18 protein-coding genes are annotated in these 13,991 nt (G+C 40.9%); 3 read left to right on the forward strand and 15 right to left on the reverse strand.

All coding sequences use genetic code 11. From position 1 onward, the window contains the following. Nucleotides 1–184: 184 nt before the first annotated feature. The 5 genes from QNN06_RS22950 to QNN06_RS22970 form a co-directional block, all read right to left on the reverse strand. Nucleotides 185–1,081 carry a superoxide dismutase gene (locus QNN06_RS22950; RefSeq protein ID WP_217033571.1) on the reverse strand — a complete coding sequence of 299 codons (897 nt, stop codon included), beginning with the start codon at nt 1,079–1,081 and terminating at the stop codon, nt 185–187. A gap of 111 nt (nt 1,082–1,192) precedes the next feature. Continuing rightward, on the reverse strand, nt 1,193–1,681 hold the full coding sequence (locus QNN06_RS22955; RefSeq protein WP_213120314.1) for a YpuI family protein: 489 nt from the start codon (nt 1,679–1,681) through the stop codon (nt 1,193–1,195). Nucleotides 1,682–1,698: 17 nt separating this feature from the next. Beyond that, nucleotides 1,699–2,118 (reverse strand): hypothetical protein, encoded by a 420-nt coding sequence (locus tag QNN06_RS22960; protein ID WP_213120313.1) that lies wholly within the window; start codon nt 2,116–2,118, stop codon nt 1,699–1,701. Nucleotides 2,119–2,211: 93 nt separating this feature from the next. After that, a complete protein-coding gene (gene scpB, locus QNN06_RS22965; RefSeq protein WP_284036000.1) occupies nt 2,212–2,799 on the reverse strand; it encodes an SMC-Scp complex subunit ScpB in 588 nt (195 codons plus the stop codon). After that, the gene (locus QNN06_RS22970; RefSeq protein WP_213120311.1) at nt 2,786–3,559 is read right to left on the reverse strand and encodes a segregation/condensation protein A; all 774 of its coding nucleotides are present in this window, start codon (nt 3,557–3,559) and stop codon (nt 2,786–2,788) included. Before QNN06_RS22970 ends, scpB begins: the two co-directional genes overlap by 14 nt. A 195-nt stretch (nt 3,560–3,754) precedes the next feature. On the opposite strand from QNN06_RS22970, the gene QNN06_RS22975 reads away from it, so the two are divergent. Together QNN06_RS22975 and QNN06_RS22980 are read left to right on the forward strand one after the other, a co-directional pair. Next, the gene (locus QNN06_RS22975; protein WP_213120310.1) at nt 3,755–3,856 is read left to right on the forward strand and encodes a YjcZ family sporulation protein; all 102 of its coding nucleotides are present in this window, start codon (nt 3,755–3,757) and stop codon (nt 3,854–3,856) included. Nucleotides 3,857–3,980: 124 nt separating this feature from the next. Next, complete coding sequence (locus tag QNN06_RS22980) at nt 3,981–4,502, forward strand: DUF309 domain-containing protein (RefSeq protein WP_284036001.1); 522 nt, start codon at nt 3,981–3,983, stop codon at nt 4,500–4,502. A 21-nt stretch (nt 4,503–4,523) separates the two neighbouring features. Here the strand turns inward: QNN06_RS22980 and QNN06_RS22985 are convergent, their stop codons facing one another. After that, nucleotides 4,524–4,874, reverse strand: coding sequence for a GNAT family N-acetyltransferase (locus QNN06_RS22985; protein ID WP_213120308.1), 351 nt, complete (start codon nt 4,872–4,874; stop codon nt 4,524–4,526). Nucleotides 4,875–5,345: 471 nt separating this feature from the next. Between QNN06_RS22985 and QNN06_RS22990 the strand changes: the two genes are divergently transcribed. Then, nucleotides 5,346–6,212: a DUF1002 domain-containing protein gene (locus QNN06_RS22990; protein WP_284037972.1), complete on the forward strand. Its 867-nt coding sequence runs from the start codon at nt 5,346–5,348 to the stop codon at nt 6,210–6,212. A gap of 43 nt (nt 6,213–6,255) precedes the next feature. On the opposite strand, the gene lysA is transcribed toward QNN06_RS22990, so the two are convergent. The 9 genes from lysA to QNN06_RS23035 all read right to left on the reverse strand — a co-directional run bounded on the left by lysA (nt 6,256) and on the right by QNN06_RS23035 (nt 13,916). Next, nucleotides 6,256–7,560 carry a diaminopimelate decarboxylase gene (gene lysA, locus QNN06_RS22995; RefSeq protein WP_217033575.1) on the reverse strand — a complete coding sequence of 435 codons (1,305 nt, stop codon included), beginning with the start codon at nt 7,558–7,560 and terminating at the stop codon, nt 6,256–6,258. A gap of 174 nt (nt 7,561–7,734) precedes the next feature. Then, nucleotides 7,735–9,222, reverse strand: a complete 1,488-nt coding sequence (locus QNN06_RS23000) for a spore germination protein (RefSeq protein ID WP_217033576.1) — start codon at nt 9,220–9,222, stop codon at nt 7,735–7,737. Then, complete coding sequence (gene spoVAEA, locus QNN06_RS23005; RefSeq protein WP_217033578.1) at nt 9,179–9,784, reverse strand: stage V sporulation protein SpoVABEA; 606 nt, start codon at nt 9,782–9,784, stop codon at nt 9,179–9,181. Before spoVAEA ends, QNN06_RS23000 begins: the two co-directional genes overlap by 44 nt. Nucleotides 9,785–9,811: 27 nt before the next feature. Then, the gene (locus QNN06_RS23010; protein ID WP_213120304.1) at nt 9,812–10,234 is read right to left on the reverse strand and encodes a stage V sporulation protein AB; all 423 of its coding nucleotides are present in this window, start codon (nt 10,232–10,234) and stop codon (nt 9,812–9,814) included. Further along, on the reverse strand, nt 10,224–10,844 hold the full coding sequence (locus QNN06_RS23015; protein ID WP_213144972.1) for a stage V sporulation protein AA: 621 nt from the start codon (nt 10,842–10,844) through the stop codon (nt 10,224–10,226). Before QNN06_RS23015 ends, QNN06_RS23010 begins: the two co-directional genes overlap by 11 nt. Before the next feature lie 187 nt (nt 10,845–11,031). Next, nucleotides 11,032–11,790 (reverse strand): RNA polymerase sporulation sigma factor SigF, encoded by a 759-nt coding sequence (gene sigF, locus QNN06_RS23020; RefSeq protein ID WP_213120302.1) that lies wholly within the window; start codon nt 11,788–11,790, stop codon nt 11,032–11,034. Nucleotides 11,791–11,802: 12 nt separating this feature from the next. Beyond that, nucleotides 11,803–12,243: an anti-sigma F factor gene (gene spoIIAB, locus QNN06_RS23025; protein WP_213120301.1), complete on the reverse strand. Its 441-nt coding sequence runs from the start codon at nt 12,241–12,243 to the stop codon at nt 11,803–11,805. 1 nt (nt 12,244) lies between these two features. After that, nucleotides 12,245–12,595 carry an anti-sigma F factor antagonist gene (spoIIAA, locus tag QNN06_RS23030; protein ID WP_213120300.1) on the reverse strand — a complete coding sequence of 117 codons (351 nt, stop codon included), beginning with the start codon at nt 12,593–12,595 and terminating at the stop codon, nt 12,245–12,247. A 130-nt stretch (nt 12,596–12,725) separates the two neighbouring features. Beyond that, entirely contained in the window at nt 12,726–13,916 is a 1,191-nt protein-coding gene (locus QNN06_RS23035) for a D-alanyl-D-alanine carboxypeptidase family protein (protein WP_217033579.1), read from the reverse strand. Nucleotides 13,917–13,991 lie beyond the last annotated feature (75 nt).

Consider the following 13,991-nt stretch of genomic DNA (forward strand, 5'->3'; position numbering starts at 1 on the left):
TTTTATGCAGGACAAAGTGTGATATGACAAAAAGAAAAGCGGAAGCGCCTTGAACAGGGGCGACAGGCATAAGACAAGCCGGCGAGAAGGCTGCTTTTTGGCCTTCTTGACGGATTGGCTGTAGACCTGCGAGCCCCTAGGCGCTGGAGCTAGACAAAAAAGAAAGCGGCGCGCCGCTTCCTTGTCATAGGGGAGACCATTTCGTGTCCACTGTTTTTTCAAATCTCATTTCTACATCGTGCCAGTTTACGACATTCCACCAGTTACTAATGTACTCAGTCCGGTTGTTTTGATATTGAAGATAATAGGCATGCTCCCATACGTCGAGGACGAGCAGTGGGATGGTATCCCACTGTGTCAGCAGCATGTGCCGTTCCGTTTGTAAAATTTCCAAATGGTGTGCTCTTGGCGACCAAACCAATAACGCCCAGCCTGACCCTTCGACCTGTTTGGCGGCCTCGGTGAAATGATTCTTAAAGGCCGTGATGGTTCCGAAATAATTGGTGATTTCCTTTTGCACTAATCCGTACGGGTTTCCTCCGCCATTTGGACTCATGTTTTTCCAAAATATCGAATGAAGATAATGACCGGACCCGTGGAATGCCAGCTCCCTTGACCAATGCTTGACGAGGGAAAAATCGTTTCTTTCTCTTGCTGATTTTAGGTTTAACTCTGCCTTGTTTAAGCCCTCAACATATGCACGGTGGTGCTTATCATGGTGAAGCCGCAAGATTTCCTCAGAGATATATGGCTCTAACGCGTTATAAGGATAGGGCAGCTCGGGTAGTTTATGGCCACCCGGCGGGATTTGTTTTTCAATTGCCCAAATGGTCCCTATCTCCTGGTCACGTTTTTGGCTAAAATAATTTTCCAATTTACCATGGATTTGTTCAGCTCTTGCCTGAAGACCGATCAGTTCTTCATTGGAAAGCTCTTTCCTTGAACCTTCAATCATATCCGTAAATTCATCAAGTTCATCCCATAATTCAGAGTTTTGGCTGACCCGTTCAGACTGCAGGAACTGCCGCATCTGCTCATTCCATTTAAATAATTCATTTACATAACCGCTAAACCGGCTCATTTTCTCGCCTTCCTTTCCGCTGCACGAGTCTCCCTAAAAGGTATGAGGAAAAAAGGTTGGTAAGAACAAGAGAAAAGGCTGACCTTTGCAAGGACAGCCTTAAAATAATAATTATTTGGATTGAATCATCTTCGTGCGATAATCTGTTTCATAATATTCCAGTTCTTCTCTTATGCGCTGAAACTCACCTTCCAAGCTTTTAATCAATTGCTGGATTTGCTCAGCTGTAGTCCGGTAAAATTTGATGGAATTTTTCCCGGTATAAGCAGAACGGCTGTTTTCAAACCAGGCATCATTTTTTGGTGAGAAGAATTCCTCGATGCATTGATGATAAATCTTATACAAGGTTTTCTCGGCTGCAGCTTTTTGAAACGGATCTCCCTGCAAAATAACCGTACATGCTTCGAAACCCTCCTCGCTGTACACAGCAAGCTTTCTTAACGTTGAAAAGATTAATTTATGATAGTTAACGTCTTCATCATTTTCTAATTGCAATTGTGAAATTGTTGTTTCATTTAAAAAATCCCCAATCGCTGTAATGGTCTTTGCAAGGAAATTTTTGACATCGTATAATTGTGAATGAACTAAGGAATTCCCCATCTTAACCCCTCCTGTGTTTAATTAGGTTGCAAGATAAACTCTAGCGGTGAACGCAACTGATAGCCGTTTTGTTGCTTTAGGCTTGAAAAGATTTCCGGCAATTTTTCAAAATTGATACCTTGAAAATAAGAAGCAAATTCTTGCTTGGAATTAATATAAAGCCGTTTGCGACCGCGTAAGCCTGGATTTTTCAACAAACAAACAAGGGCAACAATATCTTTCAAGCTCACCTCAAGTCCATCTTGGGCAAAAATGGGATCTTGCTTAAATGGAGTAAATTCTTGAAAAGTAGTATCAAAATAACGGACATACAAAACATGCAATGTTTTTTCAGTCCCATCTTCCATAAATGTTATCTCACTTCTGTTAAAGAAATCCTCTGAAGTATTGGATTTTTCTTTTTCTAATTCATACCCTTTACATTCTTTAATCAGCAACTTAAATCCCGCTCCTTGTAAATATGCTTAAACCATTGTTGCGTAAAAAAAATATGGATATTTTTATTTTATCACATATTCTCTGCGCGGATATTAAGAGTTCAATGTTTCTTGAAATTTTTCAAAAAATAAATCGGCTTCCTCCTGAACAAATTCATCCTCCACTTTTTCAGGAAGAGGCGGTAGTTCATTCAAGTTCTTCAAGCCAAAATAATCAAGAAACTCTTTGGTAGTACCATACAAAATAGCGCGTCCTGTCCCCTCGGCACGACCGACTTCTTTGATCAAGGCCTTTGCCATAAGCGTGTTTAACGGCCGTTCCGTTTTGACACCACGGATTTCCTCAATTTCAGCCCGGGTGATTGGCTGTTTATACGCAATAATTGCCAAAGTCTCCAAAGCAGCCTGTGACAATGTCGAGGTATGTGGAGAATCAACAAGCTTTTTTAAGTAGTCGGCGTTGTCTTTCTTTGTGGCAAGCTGAAACGTCCCGGCCAGTTGAACCATCATAATTCCGCGATTTTCATTAGATTCATACTCTTGTTTTAAATTCTCAATTATCTCATTTGCAAGAAGTACATCCACTTCTAGGACCTCGGCGATTTGTTTAAGGGAAAGCCCTTCGTCTCCTGCGGCGAACAACAGGCTTTCCAATATACTTGTCCAATTAATGATATCCACCAACATCTGCTCCTTCTATTACTGCTTCAATTAAAATGTCCCCAAAGTTTTCTTGTTGATGGACGTTAACTTCCTTTCTTTTCATCAGTTCTAAAATAGCTAGAAAAGTAACAACGATATGGTCCTTTGCAGGAAAAGGAAATAATTCAGTAAAATTTCTCCTGCCCTTAAGATGCTTTAATTCTTCCATGATCTGTGTCATTCTTGTCTCAATAGAAATTTCCTGCCGGGTAATTTTCGTCGCCATTGGCCGCTGCAGTTTCTTTCTTCTCATTAGTTTTTGGAACGCAGCTAGCATATCGTAAAGGGAAACATTCATATCTTTTTTCCCAGGCTGTACTTCCTTCGTAAAGTCGGATAAATCACTTGGCGGTTTGGTGTACATAAGGGCTCGCTCTTCTTCCATCGTTTTTAAATCGTGAGCAGCTTCCTTGTACTTTCGGTATTCTATCAATCGCTCAACCAGTTCGTCCCTCGGGTCTTCCTCGTAGGCTGTCTCGAGGGGATCAACATCTTCAAACTCTTCCTCATGCTTAGGAAGAAGCATTTTGCTTTTAATCGCCAGCAGTGTTGCCGCCATTACCAAATATTCACTGGCAACATCCAATTTTAATTCCTTCATGGTATGAATATAGATTAGATATTGTTCCGTTATCTGTGCCACGGGAATATCATAAATATCAATTTCAAGCCTGTTTATTAAATGGAGCAGCAAATCAAGCGGCCCTTCAAATGCATCAATTTTCACCTGATAAGGCATTCATCTCACCAAAATTCTAAAATCATATTATACAAACGACTATTAATAGTATAGAGGATTCAGGATGGTTATCCAATAGAAAAATCAACCGAATCCTCTGCCCTTCCGTAAATACTGGTAACCCGCCCATAACAATGGACAAATTCCTCACATATGATGACATGGAAAGAGAAAAATTGACGGGAGGTAATAATTATGGCTGATGGAGCAGCAGGCTTCGGATTCGGCGGCGGCTTTGCGTTAATCGTCGTACTGTTCATTTTATTAATTATCATCGGTGCTTCCTGGGTTTGGTAATAAAATGATTTTACTAACTAAAGGACCCGTTTTTAACGGGTCTATTGTTTTGCAGCCAGGTCATGACCTTCAATTGCCGAATATGTTAAACTGTACATATATAAAGAAACTGGAGGGGAAATGCTTGTACCCAAAAGAATATATCGAATTTTTAAGTCATTTTCATGGCGACAGGGATTATTTTGAGTGCCATGAAATCCTCGAAGACTTTTGGAAAGGGTCTGACCCCGGCAACAAAGAGTCTATTTGGGTAGGGTTTATATTATTGGCGGTATCGGCTTACCACCATCGCCGCAAGAATTTTAACGGTGCACAGAGAACATTGGAAAAGGCGATTACAATCATTTCTGACCAATCTTCCTTACTACCGGATCTGGGTTTAGATGACCGACTTTTCCTTCAGACCATAAAAGAACAGTTAATACGTTTGCAAAATCGCGAAGAATATAAAAGTATGAATCTGCCCATAAGCGATCCTGAATTGCTTCAAGCGTGTATGAAATTGTGTGATGAAAAAGGTTTTGACTGGCAAAGGGAAAGTGATTTGTCGGATCTAGAGCTCGTCCATCGCCACAAATTGCGGGACCGGTCAAGTGTCATTGCAGAAAGAAACAACGCGATATTAAAAAAAGGCAGCGGGGCATGAGGCCGCTGCCTTTTCCTATATTTAGCAAACATCACATTTCTCAATAAAAGAAGCTGTGTTCGCATTCGAAGTAATATTTTTATCCGGATACATTTCCTTTAAAGCTTTAACCATTCTTTTGCCTACTCCTTGGAAGCGGTGTGAGGGATTAACAGAAACATGTTGAATTTCTAAAGTATTGGTATCCTGATGATAAATCGCCCCAATCAGTCCAATAATATCTTCTTCCTTCCAAAGGAACAGCTTGTGATTCTCTTCTGTTTCGTATTCCTTCATGGTTTGCTGGAGTTTCTTGAGATCTTTTTCAGTTGGCATAAAAGACATTAACCCCATCGCAATTTTTTCGAATGTTTTCTTATAGCGAATTAACATACGTATCCCTCATTATTTTCAATAAACCAATGGTTTGGTTTAACAATAGTGTATTTTTCAAACTGGTTTAATGATTTTCTATATGCAGTATATGTATTTGAAAATCCTTATGTTCACTAACCACAATCATACCGAATTCGTCATCATTCTTCAATGGAAAATCTCTACTTGCCCGGCGCAATGAACATCCAATAGATAATTCCCCAAATAATTGATATCGCAATAAGAATGCCAAATAAGGCCCAGTTGTTTCTATTCATACAAATCCCCCATTAACTTACTTACCTGTCCTACATTCTACACCAAAATACAAAAATAATCCATTTCTCCTAAATCAGTCAAATTTTCGTGAATAATTTGAACCTATGAAACTTCTAATTTGTTTTTATCGTTATATAATAATGGAATCGGTTATATTATTAAAGAAGCATCTTCATTATTGTCAAAAGCGCTTTAAAAATCAAGGAGGCTATTATGAAAAAATTATTGTTACTCCTCACGGCAGTCTGCTTATTTCTCATTCCTGTCCGCAGTTTTGCAGACATGGCTGAAGGAGATATGATTGTAACATTAGGTGAGAATTTAACAGAAACGCAAAAAAACCAATTGTTGGAGGAAATGGGCGCGCCGAAGGATGTTCAAATTGTGACCGTATCCAATCAAGAAGAGCATCAATATTTAGGGAAATATGTCTCAAAATCATTGATTGGAACGAAGGCAATCTCTTCATCGGCGATTACAATTGCGCCAAGCGGTTCTGGTATAAAAGTTAAAACTAAAAACATTAACTGGGTTACAGATGAAATGTATGTCAATGCTCTGATTACGGCTGGCGTGAAGGATGCTGACATCTATATAACTGCTCCCATCTCTGTTTCGGGTACCGCAGCGCTGACAGGGATTATTAAGGCGTATGAGATTTCCGCCGATAAAACTATCCCTGAGGAAGTAAAGCAGGCGGCCAATCAGGAAATGGTAGAAACAGCAAAGCTTGGTGATGCCATCGGTGCAGAAAATGCTGCCGCCTTAATCGCAAAAATAAAAGAGGAAGTTGCCAAGAACCAGCCGAAAAACGATCAGGAATTGCGGGCCATAATCGAGCAAGCGGCGAAAGAACTGAATGTAACTCTTACCGAGGACCAGATTCAAAGGCTGATTGACTTATTTAATAAATTGAAAAGCTTGAACATTGACTGGAATCAGGTTAGTGACCAACTCAACAAAGCAAAAGACCGTATTTCCAAATTCCTGCAATCCGAAGAAGGGCAGGGATTCCTGGAGAAGGTCAAACAATTCTTCATTTGGCTTATTGACACCATTAAGGCCCTATTCTCATAGTTTACTCTATAACAAAAACTGCCGCTCGTGAGCGGCAGTTTTATTATTTTAATGGTAAATCATATCTTACAAGATCTTCATATGTTTCTCTTTTCACGACGAGCGTGGCTTTTCCATTTTCGACAAAAACTACTGCCGGACGTGGAATTCGGTTATAGTTGTTAGCCATGGAATAGCCGTAAGCGCCAGTACAGAATACGGCTAAAATATCCTCATCCTCTTGCTCCGGCAATGGCAAATCCCAAATCAGCATATCTCCTGATTCACAGCATTTGCCGGCAATCGAAACAGTTTCTGATGCTTGTGCCAACGGTCTGTTGGCAAAGACCGCCTCGTATTTTGCCTGGTAGAGTGCCGGACGGATATTATCGCTCATCCCGCCATCAACCGCCAAATATTTCCGGACACCCGGAACATCTTTGGAAGCTCCGACCTGATAAAGAGTAATCCCGGCATCTCCTACAAGAGAGCGGCCTGGTTCAATCCAAATTTCTGGCATTTTAAGTGAATATTCGCCAGCCAACTTTTTAACCTCTTTAATGATTTCACTGACATATTGCGATGGTGGAATCGGCTCGTCCTCTTTTGTATAGCGGATTCCAAAACCTCCGCCAAGATTTAAAACTTCAGACTCAAAGCCAATACGTTCCTTCCATTCTGCCAGCTTTTCAACTATTTTTTGTGCTGCTAATATGAATCCGGTTGTTTCAAAGATTTGCGAACCAATATGACAATGGATCCCAAGCACATTAAAATGTTCAAACGGAAGAGCGGCGGTTAATGCATTTTCCGCTTGGCCGTTCTGCAAGTCAAACCCAAATTTTGAATCTTCCTGACCTGTCAAAATATAATCGTGGGTATGAGCCTCGATGCCAGGAGTGACCCTCAGCAAAATATTTGTCTTCACCTGTTTCTCCAAACAGATTGCTTTTAACAGTTCCATTTCATAAAAATTATCAACGACAATGCAGCCGATTTTTTGGTCCACTGCCATTTCTAATTCTTCCCTGCTCTTATTATTTCCATGAAAGTGAATCTTCTCTGGAGGGAAACCAGCTGTTATTGCTGTATATAATTCACCGCCGGAAACAACGTCCAATGATAGACCTTCTTCCTCCGCGAGCTGCACCATTGCCACAGTCGAAAATGCCTTGCTGGCATATGCAACCTGAGCCCTTACATTTTGTTGTTCAAAGGTTTGTTTAAATCCCCTTGCTCGTTCCCTGATTAAAGCAACATCATAAACATACAAGGGGGTTCCAAAGTTTTTCGCGAGCTCGACAGCGTCGACGCCGCCAATTTCCAGATGCCCATCCTTATTTACACCTGTTGTACCGTAAAAATACATTCCCTTCCCTCTCTCCGTAACGACTCACTACAGTCTATGTAGACAACGTGTAAAAATAATAAACAAATAGACAGAATCCGCATTAGAAACTGCCTATTTTTATTTCTTTAATCCTTTATTTAATTAAACACTTTAGCATAATTATGCACATTCTGCAATTTGTTTTGAAAAAACTTACCCATTTGGAGGCTGACGGTAACGGTTTCTCGGATGGACAATACTTGGTCTAAGCGCAGCACCCGGGATCGCACGACGGAAAACAATCTGTAAGAATCCCTTGGGTTCGAAAGGAAGAAACGGCCATAAATAAGGGGTGTTGAGCGCCCGCATATGAATTAGAAAGATAATAAAGATGGTTGAGCCTATAATGAAACCTGGTGCATGGAAAAATGCTACCGCTAACATCAAGAGCATTCTGGCGATTTTATTGGCAACACTTAATTCATAGCTTGGGGTCGTGAAGGTCCCGATACCTGCCACCGCAACATAAAGAATGACTTCAGGTACAAAAAGGCCGACATCAATGGCAATTTGTCCGATTAATACTGCTGCAATTAAGCCCATTGCTGTTGACAGCGGTGTTGGTGTATGAATGGCAGCAAGCTTCAAAAATTCTAACCCAAAATCCGCCAAGAACAGCTGAACAATTAACGGAATATTAGTCTGCTCATTTGGGCCAATAAAGGCGATTTTTTCCGGCAACAAGGATGGTTCTAGGACCACTAATAGCCAAAACGGCAGTAAAAAAATGGATGATGAAACTCCTAAAAACCGCATCCAACGGACGAAGGTTCCCATTGCAGGTGATTCACGAAATTCTTCGGCATGCTGGACATGATGAAAATATGTAGTAGGTGTAATAATAACACTTGGTGAAGTGTCACAATAAATAATTACATGTCCCTCTAATATATGTGCAGCAGCAACATCTGCCCGCTCCGTATATCTGACAATTGGAAATGGATTAAATCCTTGTTTTACGATAAATTCCTCTAAAGTTTTATCCGCCATAGGAATTCCGTCAATATCAATCGCATTTAATTCTTGTCTTAGAATATTTAGTAAATCAGGGTCGGCCACATCCTCCAGATAGCCTAAAGCAATGTCTGCTTTTGAGCGCCTGCCTACCTTAATCATTTCAAAGCGGAGCCGTTCGTCACGAATCCTCCGTCTTGTTAATGCTGTATTTAAAATAATATTTTCAACAAATCCATCACGGGCGCCTCTCACTACCTTTTCCGTATCGGGCTCCTGAGGCGACCGTCCAGGATAGCTCCTGACATCAATCGCAAACCCTGTGCTTTCACCGTCAATGACAACCGCAATTAAACCGGATAAAACCTTATCCACTAATTGATCAAGCTGGGTAATTTGCTCTACCGATTGGTTTACTAATCTATTTTCAATTAGCTTAAAAAGGTCAGTAGAAAGCTTTTCACGATTATTGATGCCGACCAGCTCTTTGATCAATTGAATAATGTACATCGTATCGCATAAACCATTTACATAGTAGATTTGGATTTCTTTCTTTAAGATTGTTAATTTCCTGACGCCCAAATCAAAGCTTATCCCTAAGCCGACACTATGCTTCATGTAGTTTTCCACTTCATTCACTGATTCAGGAATCGGCCAATGTTCCACTTTGGATTGTGTCGTCGTCATAAAATCCACTCCTTTCAAGGATAAGTTCAACAGCTTTTTCTGTTATCGGCGCACCAAGCTTGTAGGAATCGTGTCTCGCCATTTTGCCGATATCCCCTATTCCTACAATAAGCGGTACATTTAATTGATCCAGGCAATAAACGGTATCTCCATTTAGTCTCCCTATTTCCAGTTCAGGTATACCATATTTATCTACTCCATATGGTGTTAATTCCCCGTCCCGATCAATACTTACATCTACCCTTGTCCATTCTTCGTGCCTAGATTTGGCTGCAACAGCAACGACGCCGAGAACATTGATGTCCTCGTGTTCCGCCACATATTTCAAGGCCTTCTCCCCGGCGCCTTCTCCAACAATGCCGCTGTCATCAAACATAACAAGAACCGGGTCGTGGGGTGCCTTCTTAATAAGTTTGACAATCTCCGGCCCCGATAATTTGGATGGATTTCCCTTGGACTGTGTAATACAGCGTCCGCCGACCGTCTTGGCAACCTGCTCTAAAGACCTCCTGGTGTGTTCATCGCCATCTGTTACTAAAATAACATTCCTTTTGGTGCTCATACTTTGATGTCCTTCCTTTTAAAGATTTTAATGATGGACAAAGTAAAGCCATTGAAAGATGGAACCAAATATTTTCCCCAAAACAATTGCCATTATTAAAATGACAATCTTACCATCTAAATGAATTCGCTTAGCAAGGATTGGGAAAACGTTTAAAGCCTCTGTAAGACCTGCAGCCAGCATCCCAACAAAGACACCGCCAAAAAGCCCCAAGGGGATTAAGAAATAAGCGGATATATCCAATACGGGGTCCCTTAAGCTGGCAAAAACTCCCGTTAAGGCCCCGATAACGACTCCCCATTCATACTGATAAATCATTTTCATCGTTTTGGTAAGCTGCGTTAATCTGGGGATAACCCCCAGAACGGTAAGAAATGCAACAAATCCCGAGCCAACGGCCAACCCACTAGCAATTCCCAGAAACATAACAGCAATAATTTTAATCGTCATGAACCCGTTTCATACTTTCTTTATTTTCATGGAGAATCACATAATTATCTAAATCCATCTGATAATTAAACATCTCAACCTCGAGCGGACTTGGTTCATCATTAATTCTCTTCTTAAAGACATGATTGAAAAAGAGAATCATGCCAAGTCCTAAGCCAATTGAATAGGGAATTTGAAAAAGCAGCGGTTTTGCTTCCTTCTTACCTGTAATGATTGTGTAGATTTTCTCCTGCACACTTTTCATACTGACATCATCATGAAAATTCATCAGTGTCATGGCCGAACCGAAAAATAAAAGAAACCATATTAAAAGAAAAAAAGGAATCGAAACTCCTTTTTTCATGGCTACTACTTCAATAATTGTCTGCGCCGGTCCGATTGTTTGGACCTCAACATCCTCAAACCTGGCCGTTATTAACCGAATGACTTTCATGATATCGATCACAACAATATTTCCGTCCTCTTTTTTTAATTGGTAAATCTCCATCGATTGTAAATCACGAAGGACCTCTTCAGTGGCAATCATCTGAGCAGCATCTTTTAATAAAACCTTTCCCTCCGGAGGGACTTGAACACGATTCCGCATGCGAATGTAGATTGTTTTTTCCAAAACATCACTTCCCACACAAAGATTTCTCGTATATGTAGTATGGGTAAAAACTGCCTTTTTATGAAAACAAAAAATGGAATTGCTTTTTTTAAATGAAAACTCGCCGATTGGCGAGTCCGATAGGACGAAGACAGAGGCGTAGTTGAATTTATACTTTCCTATTAGCCAAATAAAAAAACCAAATGGATTAGAGATCCATTCGGTCCTTCATTTGCAGAAGTATCTTTTTTTCTAGTCTTGAAACTTGAACCTGAGAAATTCCCAGTCTTACTGCCACTTCTGATTGGGTTTGGTCCTTATAATAGCGCAAATAGACAATTAGCCGCTCCCTCTCATCAAGCTCGCGGATGGCTTCTTTTAAAGCGATTTTATCAAACCATTTGCCGTCGTTCCCATCATCAATTTGATCAAGCAGGGTAATCGGATCCCCGTCATTTTCATAGACTGTTTCATGAATAGATGAAGGTGTCCTGCCTGCTTCCTGGGCAAGTATGACGTCCTCAGGTGATATCTCAAGGTATTCTGATATTTCATTAACGGTTGGAATTCTACCAAGTGTTTTCGACAGCTCATCCTTGGCCTTGCGGATTTTGTTCCCCATCTCCTTCAGCGATCGGCTGACCTTAACAGTCCCATCATCGCGGATAAACCGCTGGATTTCTCCAATGATCATCGGGACAGCATACGTAGAAAACTTGACATCATATGATAGGTCAAACTTATCAACTGATTTTAATAGACCGATACAGCCGATTTGAAATAGGTCATCCGGGTCATAGCCTCTATTCAGGAACCTTTGGACAACAGACCAAACAAGCCGCATATTTTTTTCAACGATTAAATCGCGCGCTTCCTGATCCCCGTCCTGGCTTCTTTGAATGAGCTCCTTGACTTCATGATCCTTTAAATACGTTTGATTTTTGTCGTTTTTGACCTCCACATCCATCGGCAAGTCTCCTTAATTGCAAAGCATTTTGCTGGATTTTAAATGCTTTCGTAGTCTAACCTCGGTCCCGCTGCCAGGCTGTGTGAAGACCTCTACCTCATCCATAAAATTTTCCATGATGGTAAAGCCCATGCCGGATCTTTCAAGTTCCGGCTTCGTTGTAAATAATGGCTGACGAGCTTCTTCCACATCTGCTATACCTAATCCATTATCTTTAATGGACAATTCAATGAAACTATCCTCTATTGAAACATAAATATAGACAATTCCATTCGGGTCATTTTCATACCCATGAATAATTGCATTTGTAACTGCCTCTGAAACAACCGTTTTTAGCTCAGTCAGCTCATCCATAGTCGGGTCAAGCTGGGCAATAAAAGCAGCAACCGTTACACGGGCAAAGGATTCATTCTGGCTTAAAGCGCTAAACTGAAGAGTCATTTCGTTCTTCACGTTAGGCCACCCCCAATCTCTGCAATGCAAATTCTTCAGTCGGTTCCATTTTGATAATCTTAAACATTCCCGACATATCGAATAATCTTTGGATTGCAGGGGAAATTGCGCAAACGACCATTTCACCGTGCACCTGTTTAATTTGCTTATATCTGCCTAATATAACACCAAGCCCAGAGCTATCCATAAAGGTTAGTTGTGCCAGATTCAAGACAATGTGGCGGATTCCATTGTTTTCAATTTCGCTTGAGGCTTTTTCGCGAAGCTCATCAGCTGTATGGTGGTCCAATTCTCCGCTTAAACGAATCAGTAAAACATCGTGTTTTGTTTCAAGATCAATGTTAAGACTCACTATCCTTCGTCCTCCTTATTCAGGTATAGTGAGTCAATTCGCCTTTTGTCCATTCATTTCCTTCTCAACATACAAAACTAGTCGATTTTCGCTAAAAGTAGTGATTTCGTTTTGGGATTCGACATTCCCCTTATTTTCCAGCCTTTGTAAACATGCCGAAGGAACGTTTATAAAGGGTCCACCAACCTGCTTCTTGGACAGTGCTTTTGGCGACCAGAGGGCTTTCCAAAACCACCTTGCCATCTTTAATTAGCTTAATGGTTCCTACTCGATCACCTTTTTGAACGGGAGCCTTTATTTTCTTTTCAAGAGTTATCTTTTGCTTCACGTCCTTGGTCTTTTCTCCCTTTTTCGTTAGAAGAGAAAGCGGTTCGCTTGTTACAGCCTTGACTGTTTTGTCCTGGCCTTTACTTACTTTTGCTTCACCAATGGTTTGATTCCGTTTGTAGACTGGATGTGTTTGATATTGGCTGAACGCATAGTCAAGCATTTTTGTGACTTGGGCATTGCGGTCCTTGGATGTCGGAGCCCCAAATACTACAGCAATGACTCGCATTCCATCCTTTTGTGCAGTTGCTGTTAAGCAGTATTTTGCTTCAGCCGTAAATCCAGTTTTTAAACCATCCACTCCTGGATAGAAACGAACTAATTTATTTGTATTAACCAGCCAGAATTTTTTATCCGTATTTTCACGGAGATAAGCTTCATACATTCCCGTGAATTTCGTAATGTCTTCATATTTCAATAATTCTTTTGCCATTACGGCCATGTCATGTGCGGAGCTGTAATGACCGCTTTCTGGCAGGCCAGTCGTATTTTTAAAGAAAGTTTGCTTTAAGCCCAGTTCCTTCGCCTTTGCATTCATCATGTCAACAAATGCTTCTTCGGAACCGCCAATTCTTTCGGCCATCGCAACAGAAGCATCGTTGCCTGAACCGATGGCAATCCCTAGCAGCATTTGCTTGGTGGTCATTTCTTCGCCCGGTTCAAGAAAAATTTGCGAGCCTCCCATTGAAGCGGCATACTCACTTGTGCGGATTTTCTCATCCCACTTCAGTTTTCCTTTGTCAATCTCATCCATGATTAATAACATGGTCATGATTTTTGTCATGCTAGCAGGAGGTAACTTCTCGTTGCCATTTTGATCATAAAGAATCTCTCCGGTATCTCTTTCCATTAAAATAGCAGAACGGACACCAGTGACAATCTCAGTCCCTTGCTTTTCCTCCGCTTTTTTCTCCTCCGCCGCAAAGGCATGAGGCCCCCCTAAACTTGTAAACATAAATAGCATAACTATTAAATAGACTAAACGACGCTTCATCGCAAAACCCTCCAATCTTTATAGCCAACATTTTTTCCAAAATTACCAACTTTATACATAAAAAGGTGTCAGGCA

Source organism: Neobacillus sp. 114, assembly GCF_030127045.1.
Taxonomy (GTDB): domain Bacteria; phylum Bacillota; class Bacilli; order Bacillales; family Cytobacillaceae; genus Neobacillus; species Neobacillus rhizophilus.

Excerpts from the sequence above, each read along its gene's own strand:
- QNN06_RS22950 (WP_217033571.1), bottom strand. The coding sequence starts at position 1,081 with ATGAGCCGGTTTAGCGGTTATGTAAATGAATTATTTAAATGGAATGAG.
- QNN06_RS22955 (WP_213120314.1), bottom strand. The coding sequence starts at position 1,681 with ATGGGGAATTCCTTAGTTCATTCACAATTATACGATGTCAAAAATTTC.
- QNN06_RS22970 (WP_213120311.1), bottom strand. The coding sequence starts at position 3,559 with ATGCCTTATCAGGTGAAAATTGATGCATTTGAAGGGCCGCTTGATTTG.
- QNN06_RS22975 (WP_213120310.1), top strand. The coding sequence starts at position 3,755 with ATGGCTGATGGAGCAGCAGGCTTCGGATTCGGCGGCGGCTTTGCGTTA.
- QNN06_RS22985 (WP_213120308.1), bottom strand. The coding sequence starts at position 4,874 with ATGTTAATTCGCTATAAGAAAACATTCGAAAAAATTGCGATGGGGTTA.
- lysA (WP_217033575.1), bottom strand. The coding sequence starts at position 7,560 with ATGTATTTTTACGGTACAACAGGTGTAAATAAGGATGGGCATCTGGAA.
- QNN06_RS23000 (WP_217033576.1), bottom strand. The coding sequence starts at position 9,222 with ATGACGACGACACAATCCAAAGTGGAACATTGGCCGATTCCTGAATCA.
- spoVAEA (WP_217033578.1), bottom strand. The coding sequence starts at position 9,784 with ATGAGCACCAAAAGGAATGTTATTTTAGTAACAGATGGCGATGAACAC.
- QNN06_RS23010 (WP_213120304.1), bottom strand. The coding sequence starts at position 10,234 with ATGACGATTAAAATTATTGCTGTTATGTTTCTGGGAATTGCTAGTGGG.
- sigF (WP_213120302.1), bottom strand. The coding sequence starts at position 11,790 with ATGGATGTGGAGGTCAAAAACGACAAAAATCAAACGTATTTAAAGGAT.
- QNN06_RS23035 (WP_217033579.1), bottom strand. The coding sequence starts at position 13,916 with ATGAAGCGTCGTTTAGTCTATTTAATAGTTATGCTATTTATGTTTACA.